The organism is Corynebacterium sp. KPL2895 (assembly GCF_040225815.1).
Classification (GTDB): Bacteria; Actinomycetota; Actinomycetes; order Mycobacteriales; family Mycobacteriaceae; genus Corynebacterium; species Corynebacterium rhinophilum.
Window position 1 is genome coordinate 1 of the sequence record NZ_JBEHFY010000022.1, and the last position, 16,840, is coordinate 16,840.

16 protein-coding genes are annotated in these 16,840 nt (G+C 58.1%); 5 read left to right on the plus strand and 11 right to left on the minus strand.

What is annotated here, in order from left to right; all coding sequences use genetic code 11:
• Positions 1-255 precede the first annotated feature (255 nt).
• From ABRP95_RS09570 to ABRP95_RS09590, 5 genes are all read left to right on the plus strand, one after another.
• On the plus strand, positions 256-495 hold the full coding sequence (locus tag ABRP95_RS09570; RefSeq protein WP_349839293.1) for a hypothetical protein: 240 nt from the start codon (positions 256-258) through the stop codon (positions 493-495).
• Positions 496-852: a helix-turn-helix domain-containing protein gene (locus ABRP95_RS09575; protein WP_349839294.1), complete on the plus strand. Its 357-nt coding sequence runs from the start codon at positions 496-498 to the stop codon at positions 850-852.
• Between the two features lie 239 nt (positions 853-1,091).
• Positions 1,092-1,880, plus strand: coding sequence for a hypothetical protein (locus tag ABRP95_RS09580; protein WP_349839295.1), 789 nt, complete (start codon positions 1,092-1,094; stop codon positions 1,878-1,880).
• Positions 1,865-2,056 carry a helix-turn-helix domain-containing protein gene (locus ABRP95_RS09585; protein WP_349839296.1) on the plus strand — a complete coding sequence of 64 codons (192 nt, stop codon included), beginning with the start codon at positions 1,865-1,867 and terminating at the stop codon, positions 2,054-2,056. Before ABRP95_RS09580 ends, ABRP95_RS09585 begins: the two co-directional genes overlap by 16 nt.
• Positions 2,057-2,154: 98 nt before the next feature.
• Positions 2,155-2,349: a hypothetical protein gene (locus ABRP95_RS09590; RefSeq protein ID WP_349839297.1), complete on the plus strand. Its 195-nt coding sequence runs from the start codon at positions 2,155-2,157 to the stop codon at positions 2,347-2,349.
• Positions 2,350-2,393: 44 nt separating this feature from the next.
• On the opposite strand, the gene ABRP95_RS09595 is transcribed toward ABRP95_RS09590, so the two are convergent.
• The 11 genes from ABRP95_RS09595 to ABRP95_RS09645 all read right to left on the minus strand — a co-directional run bounded on the left by ABRP95_RS09595 (position 2,394) and on the right by ABRP95_RS09645 (position 16,830).
• Positions 2,394-2,756 (minus strand): MlaD family protein, encoded by a 363-nt coding sequence (locus ABRP95_RS09595; RefSeq protein ID WP_349839298.1) that lies wholly within the window; start codon positions 2,754-2,756, stop codon positions 2,394-2,396.
• An 85-nt stretch (positions 2,757-2,841) separates the two neighbouring features.
• Positions 2,842-3,207: a hypothetical protein gene (locus ABRP95_RS09600; RefSeq protein ID WP_349839299.1), complete on the minus strand. Its 366-nt coding sequence runs from the start codon at positions 3,205-3,207 to the stop codon at positions 2,842-2,844.
• A gap of 13 nt (positions 3,208-3,220) precedes the next feature.
• Positions 3,221-3,631, minus strand: coding sequence for a hypothetical protein (locus ABRP95_RS09605; RefSeq protein ID WP_349839300.1), 411 nt, complete (start codon positions 3,629-3,631; stop codon positions 3,221-3,223).
• Positions 3,631-4,497: a peptidoglycan recognition protein family protein gene (locus tag ABRP95_RS09610; protein WP_349839301.1), complete on the minus strand. Its 867-nt coding sequence runs from the start codon at positions 4,495-4,497 to the stop codon at positions 3,631-3,633. Before ABRP95_RS09610 ends, ABRP95_RS09605 begins: the two co-directional genes overlap by 1 nt.
• Before the next feature lie 67 nt (positions 4,498-4,564).
• Complete coding sequence (locus ABRP95_RS09615) at positions 4,565-5,140, minus strand: hypothetical protein (RefSeq protein ID WP_349839302.1); 576 nt, start codon at positions 5,138-5,140, stop codon at positions 4,565-4,567.
• A gap of 12 nt (positions 5,141-5,152) precedes the next feature.
• Positions 5,153-5,839 carry a glycine-rich domain-containing protein gene (locus tag ABRP95_RS09620; protein WP_349839303.1) on the minus strand — a complete coding sequence of 229 codons (687 nt, stop codon included), beginning with the start codon at positions 5,837-5,839 and terminating at the stop codon, positions 5,153-5,155.
• Between the two features lie 4 nt (positions 5,840-5,843).
• Positions 5,844-7,085, minus strand: a complete 1,242-nt coding sequence (locus ABRP95_RS09625) for a phage upper tail fiber protein (RefSeq protein WP_349839304.1) — start codon at positions 7,083-7,085, stop codon at positions 5,844-5,846.
• A gap of 12 nt (positions 7,086-7,097) precedes the next feature.
• Entirely contained in the window at positions 7,098-8,354 is a 1,257-nt protein-coding gene (locus tag ABRP95_RS09630; protein ID WP_349839305.1) for a hypothetical protein, read from the minus strand.
• Positions 8,355-9,326 (minus strand): hypothetical protein, encoded by a 972-nt coding sequence (locus ABRP95_RS09635; protein WP_349839306.1) that lies wholly within the window; start codon positions 9,324-9,326, stop codon positions 8,355-8,357.
• Between the two features lie 79 nt (positions 9,327-9,405).
• Complete coding sequence (locus tag ABRP95_RS09640) at positions 9,406-10,140, minus strand: hypothetical protein (protein ID WP_349839307.1); 735 nt, start codon at positions 10,138-10,140, stop codon at positions 9,406-9,408.
• Positions 10,141-16,830 (minus strand): phage tail tape measure protein, encoded by a 6,690-nt coding sequence (locus tag ABRP95_RS09645; RefSeq protein ID WP_349839308.1) that lies wholly within the window; start codon positions 16,828-16,830, stop codon positions 10,141-10,143.
• Positions 16,831-16,840 lie beyond the last annotated feature (10 nt).

Sequence of the window (16,840 nt, forward strand, 5' to 3'; positions counted from 1 at the left end):
ATGCTGATGATGAGGTCGCACCGGTTTTGTGGCCTGTGGGTTGTTTGTTTGTGCTGTTCACAGCGTTTCGATATGTCCGATAATTCCGGTAATTCCAGTGGATCCCGGGCGAATTGCGGGATTTTTGCGGGATTTTGCGGGACAGATTCACGCCACTCCCCAACTTGCCATGTCGTAATTTATGACATATAATAGAGACAGACGGCAAGGGGAAAGCCCCTGGAAGAGGCCGCAAACACGGAAAGAAGTCCGAACATGTCTTTTGTAATCGCTAACGCAACTTCCACCAATCACACCCAAATGGCCGCTGATGTCATTGTCGACGGCGTATTCACCTACCGCCTCATCTCCCGCGTCCAGGACGGCCCGCACACGCTCACCCTGCGCGACGGCGACCGCACGGTCGTGGCACGCACCACGGGCGAAAAAGGTGAGACTTTTTCGCGTGACTTCATGTGGAATTGGGTTGGCCAGTCCATCAAGGAGGCGGCTTAATTGACCCCCGCTGAATTTCGTGTCCTGCGCAACTCGCTTGGCCTGTCTGCGCAGGATGTGGCCCGCGCCAATAAGGTTGCCCTGCGTACCGCGCAGCGTTGGGAGGTCTCGCATGAGCCTCCGGCTGATGTGCAGGCGTGGCTACTGGATAAATGGGCCCTGGTGGCCGACCGGGTCGGTGATGTTATCGACCTGGCCGAGAGCGGTGAGCCTATCCGGCTTATCTCATACCGCGATGATGCGACCGCTTTCGAGCGGCAGGGCATGAGCGCTAGTGAGCATACGGCGCTGCTTGGGCATATTTGCATGGCGTTGGAGCAGTGCGATTTTGATTACGAGTTGCTTGCCGCGCCGTAGTGATATAGAGTCTGTGGTGTCCCCGCGTTGGCGGGGTTGAGCCGATGTTAGTGCTTAAGCGCTAATATTTCTCTTAATTTCCCTGCATTTGCAGGGTTGAGCCGACGTCAGTGCTTAGGTGCTGATGCTGTTCTCACTTTCCCCGCGTTAGCGGGGTTTTTCTTTACCCTATTACTACGCTTGACATAGTACTACGTATTGTGTAGTATTAAGAGTGTAAGAAAGAGAAAGGAAAAACAATGACCACCCCAGCACAAGCAAAATTCATCACCACCCTCCGCGAAGACTTCACCCCAATCACCCGCCGCACCCGCCAGCAACTCAACGACAACGTCACCTTCATCGTCAACGCAGCAGCATTCAACGGCGACATCCTCCCCACCGAACAGGTCACCGCATGGATTGACACCCTCGTCGAGCAACACAACCACGCCGCAACCTGCGACCTGGACGAGCTCACCACCGCCGAAGCAAGCGCCCTCATCGACACCCTGAAAAACGGTCGCCACCCAGCCCTGGCTACTAACCTGGACCAGACTTTCACCCTCGTTGGTCGCGGCGTCATGGCCGAGCTGAATACGTGGATTGAGGACAACCGCGCCCAGGTCGCCGAGCGCATCGAAGACAACACCACCGCAGGCCTGGACAATGAAGAGAACTTCGAGCCTGCCGCACTCAATGCTGCTGCACACCGCGCCGTCGCCTACTACCTCCGCTTCCGCGCCGCGCAGGTCAGCGCCATCATCGCCGACTACACCGACGCACTCGACGGCAAAGGCTACGAAGCGGCCATCGACATGGACTTGTGGCAGGCAGTCGAAGAGCGCGCCGAAGAGCTCTTCAACCGCGATGCCAATGCCCCGACCGCTTTCGAGCGTCGCGTACAAGACGACGCAGTAATTGCGGCAGACCAAGCACTCACCCTTTTCCCCGCGGACATGCTCGACAATTTCGAGCTGTACCGCGTGTGCCGCAAAATAATTATCCAGCTCAAGAATGCGCGAGGTGCAGAATGCGCGACCGCTTAAGTGAGATTCTGCGCCTGGACGAGGAAATCACCCAAGTGGAAGCCTCGCTGGAGGAGTTGAAAGCGCGGCGTGCCGCCGCTACCCGCGCCGCACTCGCCGACGGCATCACCCAGTACCGCATCGCCCAGGCAGTAGGCCGTACCCAATCGACGGTGGCGCGGTGGAAAAAGATGTAAAATCGACTTGCCATGTCGTAATTTATGACATATAATAGAGACAGACGGCAAGGGGAAAGCCCCTGGAAGAGGCCGCAAACACGGAAAGAAGTCCGAACATGAAAACCTACGCACGCTTCAACGATGCAGTCCAGTTCGAAATCATCACCCCGCTTGGTGAGTACGCCGCCCAGCACGATGTGGACGCTATCATCGACGAGCTGATTATCTCCAGCGGCACCGTTGCTGACCCAGAGTTCTACGTCGACCCGGACGCTGACTTCTGGGCTGTAGTCGCCTCCCACGCCCTGTAAAACGACGAAAAAGGCCCCCACCCTTACACGGGGCGGGGGCCTGACTAGTCCTCTGGCATCATCGGCTTATCTAGAATCTTCTTCCAATAATCAATCCTGCTGGTGGCCGGCACTTCACCTACACGCCCCTGACGGTTCCAGCTCGCCACGGCAATCGCATGGTCAGTAGCATGACCCAATTCTCGCTTGAGCTCCCAATTATGGTGCTTGAGGTACTCAATCTGGCGGTCGTGCTTGTCGACTACACCACGTAGGTCTGTGACCTGCTTGTCCAGGGATTGGATATGCGTGGTGACGGTTTTGACCTTCGTTTCATCGCGGCTGGATTGGCGGTTGATGATGACCGTGATGATGACGCCGCCGAGGGTGATGAGACCGACCCATATTTCGGTTGGGATTGAGGTCATTCAATGGGCCTCCCCTCTACGAGATTATGCACCGGCGATGGCCTATCGCGGGCGATGAAATACGAGGTGAAGACCGAAAAGAACGCTAGTAGGAGGTAGTTTTTGCGCTCACCCAGCCGCGTGACATGTCGGCGGTGAAAAACGCCACGCTCCACAGCATCAGCATCACGGTCACCATGGTCAGCCCGTATATCCTCGCACACCTGGAGACCCGCTGATACCTACCACGTAGGGGCAGTGCAGTGCCGAGAGTGAGGAATGCGGTGGCAATGAGCCAGAGTATCCACAGCTGAAACGGCACGGACCGCTCCAGGGCGATGAGTTGGTTTGGTGCGCCGTCGATGTAGGCGAGTACCATTCCCCAGGACCAAGCGCACCAGACCCCAGCGATGATACGCGGCAGGTTGCGGTGCAGTGGGGTGAAAATACAGTCAAGGGTGGTTTTACCCATGGCGGCCACCTCCCTATTCGCCGCGTCCGTGACTATGCACCGGCGGGTACGCAGCCTGGGCGTGCTCTGGGTCGTGATGGTTGGGGACGGCTTCACCAGCTAGGCGGGCTGCTTCCTCGCCTGCTGAGTAGGCGGTAGTCTCCGCAGTGACGGGGGCGGGCTCGAGGGCGGCTTTTTCCAAACGGGTTGCCATGGACGGGGTAATCGCCCCCGGCGTGGCAGCGTGTACCAGGGTTTGAGCGATGCCGATGGATACGGCGATGACCGCGTTGACCCACTCGGGAGCACCAGCGGTGACGAAAAGCAGCAGGTTAAGCAGCTGCAAGATAGTGCCCGCCACGGCGGCGATGGTGTCCTTGCGACGGACAAACCAGGATTGGGCGCGCAGCGCGTTAGCTACGGAATCTTGAATTTCAGTGGCCATTATTTTTGGGCTCCGTTCTTTTTGATTTCGTCGAGGTCGGTGCGCATTTTCTCCAGCTCAGTCAATGCCACCGCCAGCATTTCAGGCATGGTGCCATGGTCACCGGGCTTGTGCTGGTAATTGCGTACGAGCTCGCTGATGGACCAGCCGGGGTATTTCCCGCCGTCGCGGCCGCCTGCTCCGGTGATTTGCTCACGGATGTCTTTCACGTCCGAGATGATGGGGCCGATAAAGCCCGTGATGAAATCAGTGAAATATTTGATGGTCAGCACGTCGGCTGGCTCCTTTCGAGGTTGGGGCGCGGGCGCGCCAGGTTGCTTGAGTGTGCCGTTGGGGTGGATTGCTCCGGCGGCCATGAGGTCGTAGAATCGGTGCGCCTCGTCCATGAAACGCCGGTGGTATTTACCGCCTGGTGCCAGGTGGTAGGGGCATGATGTGCCAGTGAATTCGTGGTGCCAGCGCACATTCTTACCGGCGACGGGGCGGCCGAGCTTGAAGTGCCAGCACACCGCAGCGGCCAGGCGGGCCGCTTGGATTACAGCCGTATCAGTGATAGGCCAGTCCTGATTAGGCCCGGCGGAATTACTGACCTCAATACCAATCGAGGTTTGATTAATCCACGAATTAGCCGCGTGCCAAGCACAATCGCGGTCCCACACGAGCTGGCCGATACGGCCGCCGGATTCAGTCTGGAAATGAGCTGACGCAGCGCGGGACTGCCACACGTCCCAAATCTGCTTAATGGACAAAACACCCGCGTTGTGGTGAATGACCACACACTGCACCCGCTGGCCATTACGGCCTGGGGTGAAATGTTTATTCATCAGCCGCACTTCGTCGGATTCGAGATTGTAAAAATTCTTCATTTTTCACCTGCCTTTTGGCATAAAAATTAGCCCCGACCGGGTAGCGGTCAGGGCTGGTTGGTTGGGGTTATTCGCTGGTTTCTTCCCAGCTGTCGCCGGTTCCGGGTTCGACGCGGTTGCCATCAGTGGTGGAGCGCCAGATTTTACCCTGGTGGGTGACTTTCGCCCCTGCGGGGTAGAGCTCGGTCTTGGACTGGGGTTCTCGCCACGCCGGTGCAGCCGGTGCTGGTGCCTCCTCTGGCGCTTCCGCCTCCGGAACCGCATCCTCCTTGGGCGGGTTGTACACCTCCCACCCGGAATCCGGGGCGGACGGCCGGGCGTAATTCAGACCACCAGCACGGTTGATGTAGATACGGCCATCGTCCAGTACCGCATCACCGCGCATGTAGGCCTTGTGCTTACGGGCTTGTGGGTCACGCCACTCATAGACAACTCCATTACCGTTGATTGCGGCTTCCTCAGTCGCCACCTCCGGGCGGGTGATTTCACCCTGCGCCGCCAGGTCCTTGATAAGCTCCACTTCGGCTTCCTGCACGGCGGGCAGTGCCTGGCGGCGCTGCACCTCGTCGTCGAAAATCCAGCGCCGTAGCTCCGCAAAACCCTGCTCGTCTAGCTGCTGAATTTCCAGTTTAATCTTTTCCATAATTTCCTCCAATTAAATCTTCTCTATGAGTGGGTCTACCCCAAAAAACACAACCTGGGCGTAACCGTCACCACCGGCACCGCCGTCACCAGCCGAGGTGAAGCGGCTACCTCGCTGACCACCGGCACCTCCACCACCCACACGACCCAACTCGCCCGGCGATCTACCTGCGACAGATAGGGTGAATTCACCGTTTGGGTCGTCGAGATGCGCAGCTAAATATGGGGAGGAATTCGGCTGTAGATGCAAGGCGGCTTCTCCAGCTAATCCCTCAGCCTGAGCCCTACCACCTAGAGCAGTGAGCGATGTGCGTGATGAAACGGATTTCCTGTACGAAATGGATGCTAGGCTTCCCTTCCCGGGCGATTGGGATGCAGTCCCTCCCCTGGCACCTGCAGGGACGTTGATGGTGATGCTGGAGCCGGGGATGATTTCTACGCCGCCCATCTCGGCCTTACCGGCCGCGCCGCCGCTACCGTAATTGGTATCAGACCCTACGCTGCCACCCGCGCCAGCGCCGACGAGGATGTAGGTCATGAATGTGGCCCACGTGGGCACGTCGATGGTGTATCTACCGGGGCGATTGTGGGTGTATTGTGCCCTGCGGTTCCAGATGAGTTTGTCGCCTGAAAGCAGCGCCCCCGCTTCTACGGTGCCTAGGCGTACGTCCGTAATGTCAGACTGATTCACTAGTGGCATGGGGTTACCTCACGATATAAAGCGTGTTCGGGTCTTTACGGCCAATGCGGTCATACTCCGCCTTAGTGCCCGTCCAGATGCTGCTGCCACCGCCGCCGGATTCCAAAGCCCCTACACGGTCACGCACCGCACCCACCTGCTCGTCTACGTAGGATTTGTTGGCCACGTCACTATAGGATTCAGGCGGGTTCATCGCCCGAATATTACTCGGATTATTCAGGAAAATTTTAGAGTCTTTCAGCATACTGATATTGCCTGCAATAGCGAGGAATCCATTGCTACCGGCGGCGATAGGCACCCCAGGTTTTTCCTTATCCCCGATGATATTGGTGGTCTTCGGCTTGTAGGATGCAAATCGCTCGTCCAGATCGTCCAGCCTGGCGTATTGGTCGAGGTTAATATTTTCCGCCCTACCTGGTGGGCCCTGTGGCCCCCGCGGGCCAGTCAGATGCGGGGACTGCTTGCCGTTGACGGTGACCTGGTCGCCATCCCACCGGGTGGATTCTGCAATTTCACGCACCTGCTGGGCCGAGGTGTCGGCGCGCCCGGCGGCACCCTGAGCGTCATTAGCCGAGGATGCGGCCTTAGTGGCATGCCCCTCAGCCGTGCTGGCGTGCCCCTCGGCGGCATCGCGGGCTTCCTTCGCACCATCCCACGCCGTGCGGGCCTCACCCCGCGCCCCCTCAGCACGGTCAGCAGAACGCCCTGATTCCTCGGCAGACTGCTGCGCCCGAGACGCATGCCCCTCTGCTTGCGAGGCCTGCTCACGGGCCGTATCAGCCGACGCGGACGCAGCCTCAGCCTGCCCCCGAGCCAACGACACCTGCTCCCCAGCCGCAGCCGCGTGGCCCTCCGCCGTCTCAGCATGACCCTGGGCGGCACTAGCCTCCTCCCGCGCAGAGTCCAGCGCCTCCATCATCTCAGCCGACAAACGCTCAATCTCACGCGACGCAGCCTCGTCCACCACCTGGGCGGCGCGCACCACATTCCGCAAAGACTGAGCCTCAGACTCCCCGACCACGATAGGAATCGTATCCACAGCCCTACCCTGCGAAATCAAAGCCAGCACGGCGGGGCCAGGCAGAGCCGTAAACTCCACCTGCCCGTCCTGCACGGGGAAACGGTCATTCCCCGTCGTCACCACACCAGAATCATGGGTACGCACCTCACGGGCGTGCAGCCACACCTCACTAACCTGCGCCGCACGAGACGACACAAAAACAAGACTTCCACTCACAGTAGCCATACAAAACTCTCCTTAATCAGGGACAATAATCGCCAAACCAGCCTTCACCGACTCAAAAGTACCCACGCGAAACTCTTTCTCACGCTCCCGCAACCCCAAAGAAATCTGCGACGAAACCGGATACGGAATCAGCGCATCAACCCACGCAAAAATAGCCACATTCCCAGACCAATTCCCCACCTTCTCGAAATAAATATTGCCGCGCCGAATTTCAATAGTGCCCAGCATGTTCACGCCCCCGCCGCTACCAAAAGCAATGAACTGCGGCTGGCGGCGCTGCACGTCCGCGACGACGTTATCCAATCGTCGCGCCTGGTCCTCCAACCGTGATTGGTTGGCCTGGATTTCCTGCTGGCGGCGACGATTCGTCTCAATCAGATTCGTATTCGCCTCCTGCCCCTTTTTCAGAGCCTCGTCAGAGCGCCGCAGGGCCTCATTCGTTTCCTGCTGCACCCTCCACAATTGCGTATTCATCTGCAAATAAGCCGGGATAAGGCCAGGGGCGGGTTCCTCACCATTACGCCGAAGCTGTCTGTTAAGCCCCTCCAACGACGCGAGCAAATCCCGCTGCTGCTCACCCCCACCCGTCAAAACACCACGCACCGACTCCACATCAGCCTGACGCGCTGATGACTCAGCACTAATCGCCTCTTTACGATTACTTGTCTCAGCCTGAATCTTTGCATCCAACCCCGCCAAGTCACGCCGGTCGTCCACCACGGCCTTATAAATATCCGCATTCTCAGCCAAGCGAGCATCAGCATCAGACACCAATTGTCCACCGACGTGCACAGACCAATCCGTATCCGAATGCTCAGTGCGCTTCGGCTCAATCCGGGTCACGCGCAGCTGCACCACACGCCCCCAAATCTCCACATTCGCGACATCGCCCACAACGAAATCTTGAAAAGGGCGCCATGGTCCAAGACCGGCCAGGCTAATGTCCGACTCGAGGAAAAAATCACCCGAGGTACGCTGAGCCGCTTCGTCCAGGACACGCTCCACGTTCGACGCCGGCGTAGCACCCTCACCTTTGGCGGTGATGTCCACGTCAGCGCGCACGAACCGGCGGAACATTCCGCCAACGCGCTTACGCGGCCCCAATGAGGACACGTAGGCGAGCTCATTGCCCGGGGCGGCGACCTCGTACACGTCCTCCAGGTTCACACCCTCAGGCAGCGTGAGGTTGTATTTCCCGAACGCGGTTGACGCGAGCGACCGCAGCACAGTCACTTGGGCGGAATCGGCGACAAAATACGGTATAGGCATTTACGCCACCTCCTTTACCGTCATGACGGTCATCGCATGCTCAAAACTTCGATACGACAAAGTACGAGACGACGAGCCTTCCGACGGGGTAATGTCCACATCTCGCGGATTCATATCCGACGTGGCCTGGCTCCAGCACCGCACCGGCGCATCGCCCGGCCACCACAAATACGCCCCCAAAATCACGCCAGCGTTCTCAGCCTGACCACTCACCGTCTCCCACAAGAAACCATCGCGGGCCTCCAGGCTGATTTCCGCCGACGTATCCAACTCCGGCACCTCAACCACGTGGTACGGGTCATCAACCCACTTTGTGCCATCGGGGTCCGCTTGGGTACGCATCGCCGCGTCCAAGGATTCTTGGGCCAGGCGGCGGATGACGAAAGCGGCAGGCCCGTTTTTCCACACAAACATCGGCCGCGTCGCCAACTCCACCCGCGCCATATACCGCGGCTTCTTGTACTCCAGGCCAGACTCGTCGGACTCTGCCTCGTACGGCTCAGCTTTCCACCACGCCGCAGGCCACGACACCGCCGGTACCGTGTGCCACACGTCCATCAGGTTCAGCGCATTAATCGTGATTTCTGCTGGCACGCCGTCATTGGTGGGGTCGTTGCCGACGGCGTGCACAATTGCGCCACCGCGGCGCACTACCGTGCCGTTCTTGCCGGGGAATGCCGCGAGCAGCATGTAATCGCCCTCAGCGGTAGGCAGCTGGCCGGACGGGTCGAAATCATCAATCGCCGACGTGAGTAGCAGTTCTGTGACGCGGTTGGGGCGCCCATGCTGGTCACGCGCAGGGAATGTCATCTGCAAATCAGCCGCGTCCATCCACTGCTCTGGGGTGTCATGCTCCGACGGCATCGGCAAAGTAAAAAGCGGCGCGCCATCAGCATCACCGATGCCATACCAGCGCCCTTGTGTCCTCACTGTGTGGTTGACGGTCTTTTGCCACGAGTCCCAATCGGTCATGCTCACACCTCACAAAAAATTCAGTTAAAAAATAAGGGGAGGCGGGGCCACACCTCCACATGCTTTAGGCCCCTTTTACCTAGCTCCACGGGTCAGCGACACCAATGGTCCACTCAAGCTGAGCGCCCGCGGGTAGCTTCCACACGCCCTCACCGCCGGGCGGGACACTTTCGGGGAAAGCACCGTCCAGGCGGAGATTCATCGGGTTCAAATCCACTATCGCTTCCGACTCCACGGCCGGAAGCGTAAAAGTCGCCGACGATGGGGTTGTGACCACCCCACCGGCACCCTCGTAGCGGATTATTGGCCATACTGGAACATCACCGTGATTCGTCACTGTGACAGTATTAGTGCCGGTCATCAGTGACGATTTCGCAACCCCGGCCGCGCACACAACCGGCACCGACAAAACCTCAGCGGAACGCCGCCGCATGTCCACCGGCACTCCCGGCAACGCCCCGTCGACGACGAGCTCAAACGTCAGCGGCGACAGTGGGTTATCCGACTCAATACTGAGCACGCACGGATTCAACCAATCTGCCGCCGCCCACCCTTGGCGCAAACGCCGGTACACGTCCTCCAGGTCACGACCCTCACGAGCTTTCAAATAAAACTCCAGCTCCGCTTGAATCGGCCCAAAACGACGCGCCCCCGGCAACACACCGGCACCACCGGGCACCGCAATATCTGACCTGGACGCGTTGGCTTTCAGCTCCTCCAGCATGCCGTACGGGGCAAGCACCTCAGACTCCCGGTCAGTACCGGTAAGCCGCCATTTATCCCCAAAGGGCGTAATCAGTGTTACGTCCAGCATTTAGACACGCTCCTTTCGACGAGCCGTAGCCACCTCACTAGCAGAGCGCACGATACGGTAATCCGCGCTCGTGCCAGCCGTCACCTCAGCCAGCAATTGGTCAATCTGGTCCGCGGTGTACATCTTCGCCCCGTCCAGGTGAATCGTCGTCTCCCGGCGAATCTGGTCACGCACACCCTGATTGGCGTAGCGCTTGTCCAGTTTCCAGTCCACACCAGCCGCGGCCGCAGCATCACTATTAGCCTGCGACGCCCGCAAATACTCTCCACGCAATTCCTCATTGCCCTTAGCGAAAGCATTCGCCGACTGCTCCAGTGACTTAATCGTGTACTCAAGCCCCCGGATGGTGCGCTCAAGCGGCTCAGATTTTTCATAAACGTCAATCTCAGACGCTAAATCCTCAATCTGTCGTTCTAAATCCTGCCGTTGGTCACGCGCATCAAAGACCGGCTTCAACGCCTCATTAACACGCAGGGAGGTCTCAGCGTTAGCCAGCTGTGGCATACGTGCACGCAGCACATCCATCGGGTTACCACCTCGGTAGGCAGCCCTACCCATCAACTTCAGCGTGCGGTCAAGGTCCCCACGGTCAATACTGACCCCGGTTTCCTCCACCACTGCGTCCAAAGCTTCACGCAGACCGGCCAGCTTAGCTTCCTGACCGCGGTACTCGTTAGCGTGTGAGCCTTTAGCGCCCATACGAGCGCCCCACCTACCCAGCGTGTTTTTATCCATCGCTTGAGTAAGCTCCGCCATTTCAGCCATGAGCTTCGCCACCTGCGTAGTGCCAGTGGCCTCCACGAGGTTTACACCGGCGACTTTCGCGGACATGCGAATCAGTCGCTCCTGCGCCGCTAGCAAATCCTGCTGGTTTCGCAGGTTTTGGCGTGCAGCTGCAGCCAGCGCGGCTTCGGCCTTGATGTGCTCCAGGCGGGCGGTGACCTCACCCTTTAGCGCTTCGGCACGAGCCTTCTCGTAGGTGTACAGAGCGCTGATAGCCGCATCAGACCATTCCTCCAGCGCACCCTGCGATTTCATCGCCTGGTATGCCATGTACGAGTCCCAGTCTTCATGCAGACCCATCAGCTTCAGCTGCGCGATGGTCGCGCCGCGCTTAATCTCCGCATCCAGAGCCAGGCGGGCCTCAGCCACCTTTAATGCACCCTCAGCTTCCGCAATGTAGCGGTCATGCTGAGCCAACATAAGGTTGTACTCGGCTTCACGCTGCGCATTAGCGCCACGCACCAGCGCCTGCTGCAGGCTCGTGACCCTGCCCTGCAAGTCGAGGACAAGATTCGCATAATCTGCAACAACACCCCACCCATCGGTGAAGGCCTTAAGTGCGTCGAGGCGAGCCTTCCGGACCTTCTCGACTATCTCCTTCACAAAGGAGACAATTTCCTTAATGATGGAAATGCCGACCTTGAGTAGGTCGAGTGCCATACCGAGGGTGATGCCAGCCGGGCCGACGAACGCAGCCATAGCAGACAATCCACCCGTTACCTGGGCCAGGCCAGCACCGACGGCGGCAGCTGGAACGCCCATAGCCACGAGTTGGTCTGCAAACTGCTCCGCCATCGGAATCAATCCTTTTACCTGGGACTGCGACACCAAAACAATGTTGTCCAAGTCCATGGCCTGCTGCTTGCGGGCAGCGACCAGCTCTTGTTCAGCCTTAGCCACAGCATCATTGGCCTTGGTCACCTCGTCGGCGTGCTTCTGCGCATTCTCCTCAGTGCTCTTATCCACCTCCTCGCGGACTTCCTTCAGCTTCCCCTCGGCCTCAGTGACCTTGTCAGCGGCCTTAGCGCGGGCATCATCAGAATCAGCCTTAGCCTTCTCAGCCTTAGCATCATCAAGTGCCTTTTGCGCATCATCAATCCGCTTCTGGTCGCCCTCAGACACGCCAGCGGGCTTGTCGGCCAGGTCTGCAGCGGCCTTACGGGCCTCCTGCAGGGCCTTTTCCTTATCGGCCAAATTCTGCACATGCCCAACAGCACGAGCACGAGAATCCCACAATGTATCCTCCGCGTCGAGAATCTGCGTGATTACCTCCGACCCCGGCAGGTCCAGGCCAAGGTCGAGCAGGCGACGCACACCCTGACGGGCATTAATCCCCTCAATACTGTTGTAGTCACCAGCCTTAGCCATCCAGGCTTGCGCATCATCGACAGCGCGAGCAATTGCCTCAGTTTGCTGCTTAATTGCAGGCACCAAGTCGCCCACGCCGCGAATCATGTCCGAAATACTCGACCACTGAGCCGCCGTAAACACCGGCTCAGGACGGCCAGACTGATTCATCGCCATACCACCATGCGGCAGCCAGCCACCCTGGTCATAGAGCTTCGGCAGGTCAACGATACCACCGAGGGCGTAGCCACCCGCCTGATTATAGCCAGCAGGCAAAGAGCCATACCTAGCTATCGTGTAATTCATCGACGCACGAAGGTTCGCCTCAGGGTCATAAATATCGTCATAGCCCGGGTCCTTATGCGCCTGAAATGTCGGGTCAATGACCTGCATCAAACCCTTAGACGGGGTGCCTCGCATGGCGTTAGAGTCCCAATCGTTAATCGCATGCGGATTACCGTTGGACTCCTGGTCCATGCGGCGAAGCACCGTATCTGCCAGGCTTACCGGCTGGCCCTTGGCCTTGAGGACGGATTCCACCATTGGGCGCCACTGCTCCACACCGGCGCTACCGTTGTACTCCACCTCTTTTTCACCGGCCTTGCCAGTGATGAACTCCCACGCCGAGCTGACCAGCTTTTTGGCCATTGCGCCTGGGAGCTTGCCCCACTCGCCGAATTTCTCGGCCCCGGGGAAATCACCAATCTTGTCGACGAATTTATCCCACAGGCCCTTGACCACGCTGATTAGGCTCCAGCCGCCCCCGCCTGCACCAGGTACGTCGTCGAGGACGATGTCGTCACCGTCGAAGCGGATAGGCGAATGCGTCGCCCAGTGAACGTGGTTACCGTGCTGCGTGTTAGTGCCCGCACCGAAGTTGTATTCCGCGCCGTCGCTCAGGTTCTGCCACCCGTCCAGTGGGTAGTGAATAAGTTCAGCCGAGTTATGGAAGTTCTTGTAGATAGCCCGCGCCAAAGCTTTCGACCCCGGCGTCGGCATCTGCGTCGCATACTGACCATCGCCAGCCTGCCAGTCCGTAGCCTTTTGCGACCCGAAATCGTGATACGAGCCGGGCTCACTACGAGACGCGGACGTCAATGTGAACAATCCCGGGAAAAACTTCGACACGAACTTTGCCTGCGCCGCCTGGACAGGCGATAGGGCGCCCGCAATGTTGGTGAATCCTCCCCCGGCGAAGTTACCGAGGTCGATGATTCCGCCGTTCGCGAAGTGCGAGTGCTCCAGGCGCTTACGCACCCCGTTCACACCACCTTGGCGGGCGGTGCGGTTGACGTTGTCGACCCAGTCTTTGCCGAGGGCGCGGGTGGCTTCCGGCCGCAAGATGGCCTCGCCGCCGGATAGTCCAATCCGCATCCCGGTTCGCGGGTCCACGAAATTGTACGGGTCCCGGCCCGGGGTGTATCCGGGCAGGATACCGCCCGAGGCGAACTTAATTTCTTTCAGCTCGTCCAGGCCCACGTGCGTGGCAACAGCGTTCCACGCCCGGCGAATGCCGTTGTTGTAGACGGTGTTGACGACGAATTCGACGGGCTTGCGGGTTTTGTCGCGAATATCGTCCCAGATGCGGCCGATATTATCGACGGTCTGCCTAAACCAATCTTTGACGGTATCCAGGCCGGATTTCAGCGGGCTGAAAACATTCTGGTCAATCCACAGCCAGCCCTTGTGGAGCTGGTCTCCCATCCAGTCCCACTTTTCGCTAATCCACGTCACGACATCCAGGAAGTTCTGCCAGAGGTTCTTGTAGCCGTCGATGGCGCGCAAAATGACGTTCTGGTAAATCCAGTTCCACACGTCAGACAGTCGGTCGGACATCCACTGCCACTTGTCCCCAATCCAGTTGATGACCTGCTGAACGTTGTCCCACAGCGTTTTGAGGGCGTCGACGTAGAACATAATTACGTTGTCGTAAATCCAATTTACGATAGTAGACAGCGTGTCCGACATCCACTGCCACTTGTCACCAATCCAACCAAGCGCATCTTGGATTGCGGGCCAGAGGGTGTTCTGGAAAAAGCCCACCATGGGCTGCAAAACGTTGTCACGAATCCAACCCCACACAGCAGAAAAAGCATCCGACAGGGCCTGCCAGGCGTCACCAATCCACGTAAACACCTGCTGAAGCGCAGGCCACAGCACGTTGGTGGCAAAATCCGCGAGAGCCTGGAACACAGGCTGCAGCACGTTCTCCCACGCCCACTGGATAGCATCAGACAGCAGCTTCCACGCCTGCTGCAGCGGCGTCAGGACATGCTCCGCGATGAATCCAATCGTGGATTGTGCGAGCTGCCAAATGCCGTTGAAAACCGGCTGGATAATATTCTCCCACGCCCACGACAAACCATTCCAGACACTCGACAGCAGCTCACCAAGCATGGTGAAAACTGACTGGATGACGGGCCAGAAATTATCCTTGACGTAGCCCAAGAACTCGAAAATCTTGCCCCACACCGCAGTAAATACGCTAAAGACCGTCTCGGCCCACCAGGTGAAAGCCGAGATGACTTTTTCGATGATGACCTGGGCGATTTCCTGGATTGTCTCGATGATGGGCGCCATAGCTTCCCGTGCTTCACCGAATTTCTGAACTGCGCTATCCCACAGGCCCTTAGCCCAGTCGAAGAAGCCGGACATTTTGTCTTTGACCGCGTCCCACCCGGACTTGAGTGCGTCCATGAATCGGGACCAGAGTTCCTTACCGGTCTCGGTCTTCGTGAAAAACCACGTCAGGCCTGCCACCAGGGCGGCAATCGCAGAAATCACTAAGAAAATAACGTTCGCCTTCAAAGCCTTGTTAAAAAGCTTCGTCTCAGCCGTAGCTAATTTCGTCACCGTTTTGTAAAGGCCCATCGCCCCATTCCAGGCTTTCACCGCAACGACTGCGGCAGTCATAGAGCCTGCAAAAGTGCCCAAAGCAACGCCCAAAGGTGTTAGCCAGTCGCTGTTCTTCTGTACCCACTCGCCAAAGTTTTTAAATGCGGGGATGAGACTATCGGTAATCCACTTAGCCAAGGATGCGAATTTCTCCGCGACGACATCTAAGGCAGGCCCAAGGCTCTTGTATAGCTCTGTTGCTACTGGTTCCAAAGCAACCAGAATCTGGTTCTTAAACTGGTCCCACTTTTCGCCAAAATCAGCAGTCTCTTCAGCCAAATCGCCGATAGTGTCCGACGTGGCACCCGTGGCACCCATGAAATCTTCCACGGACAAAGTTCCAGTTTTCACTGCATCCACAAATTGAGCTGCGCCGCGAGTGCCGAAAATACCCGCAGCCATATCAATGGCCGCCGCTTCATCACCAGCGTTAATGAAATCTTCAATAGACCCAATAGTCTCTTTCAATGCTTCCGGCGCGTCACGGCCCTCAGCCGCAAACCCCGCCAAAGCACGCTGCATCGACTGTAACGTCTTATCCGCATCCAAACCGGCCTTATCCATCTGGCCGACCAAGGCCGCAGAATCAGCCATGGAAAAGCCGAAACCACGCAGCGACGGGCCAGCCTTTACCGCAGAATTCGACAGCTCAGTAATAGTCAAACCCGTGGCCTGGGAAATCTGGAACAGCTCATCCAGAGCGTCCGGCATGTCCTTAGCCTCAACACCAAAACCACTCATCGCCTTAGACACTTCATTAATGTCCGCATCGACACCCAAATTCTGTAGCTGCAGGAATTGGGACGTCATCTTTTCCAGCGGCTCCCCGGTCAGCCCAAGGCGCGTATTCAAGTCAGCCAACGTGCCACCAATAGCACCCATATCAGAGCCAACGCCAATAGATTCCGTGGCGACGTTGCGCATGGATTCTTTAAGGTCATCGAACGCCTGACCAGACGCACCCGTACCCACGCGGATACTGTCGTATGCTTCATCAAATTGAGAGCCCATATCGAAAAGGGCTTTACCTGCGACGACAGCGCCGCCAGCTAACGCGGTGAAACCAGCTGCCGCCTTAAGCTGCCAATTCTCCAGCAACTCAGACTGAGCCGCCGCATCACCAGCCGCATCACCAGCCTCACGCATAGCGCCGGCCGATTCCTTCGCGCCATTAGCGTTCTCTTTTTGAGCATCACCCAGTTTACCCAAAGTTGCATTCAAATCATCAAGCTGGTTCTTGTGCTTTTCTTCCGCGACGCGAGTATCAATCTCCGCCTGCTCCAGCTTTTCCGTCTCACCAATTAAACGTGCTTTCGCCTCCTTGACCTTGGCAAGCTCAGAAAGACCCTTATCGCCGCTTTCCAGCGCAGACTGGTACTTTTCCTCCGCGTCCTGCAGCTTAAGGGTCGCGGCCTCCACCTTTTCTTTCTGCGCAGCCTGCTTCGACGCGGACTTCTCGTAGGCACGGTCCAGGTCCTGCAGCTTCGACGACGATGCCCGCACCTGACGTTCGAGGTTTTCAACGCTGCTGCCAAGCCCGTCACTGATTGCCTTACCTGCGACCTCACCCGACTTTTTCGCGGGCTTCTCCAGGCGCTCAGAAAACTCCTTGGACATCCCACGAAAAGTTGGCACGACGGGGACGGATACGAATCCAGCAGCCATTTCAAAACCT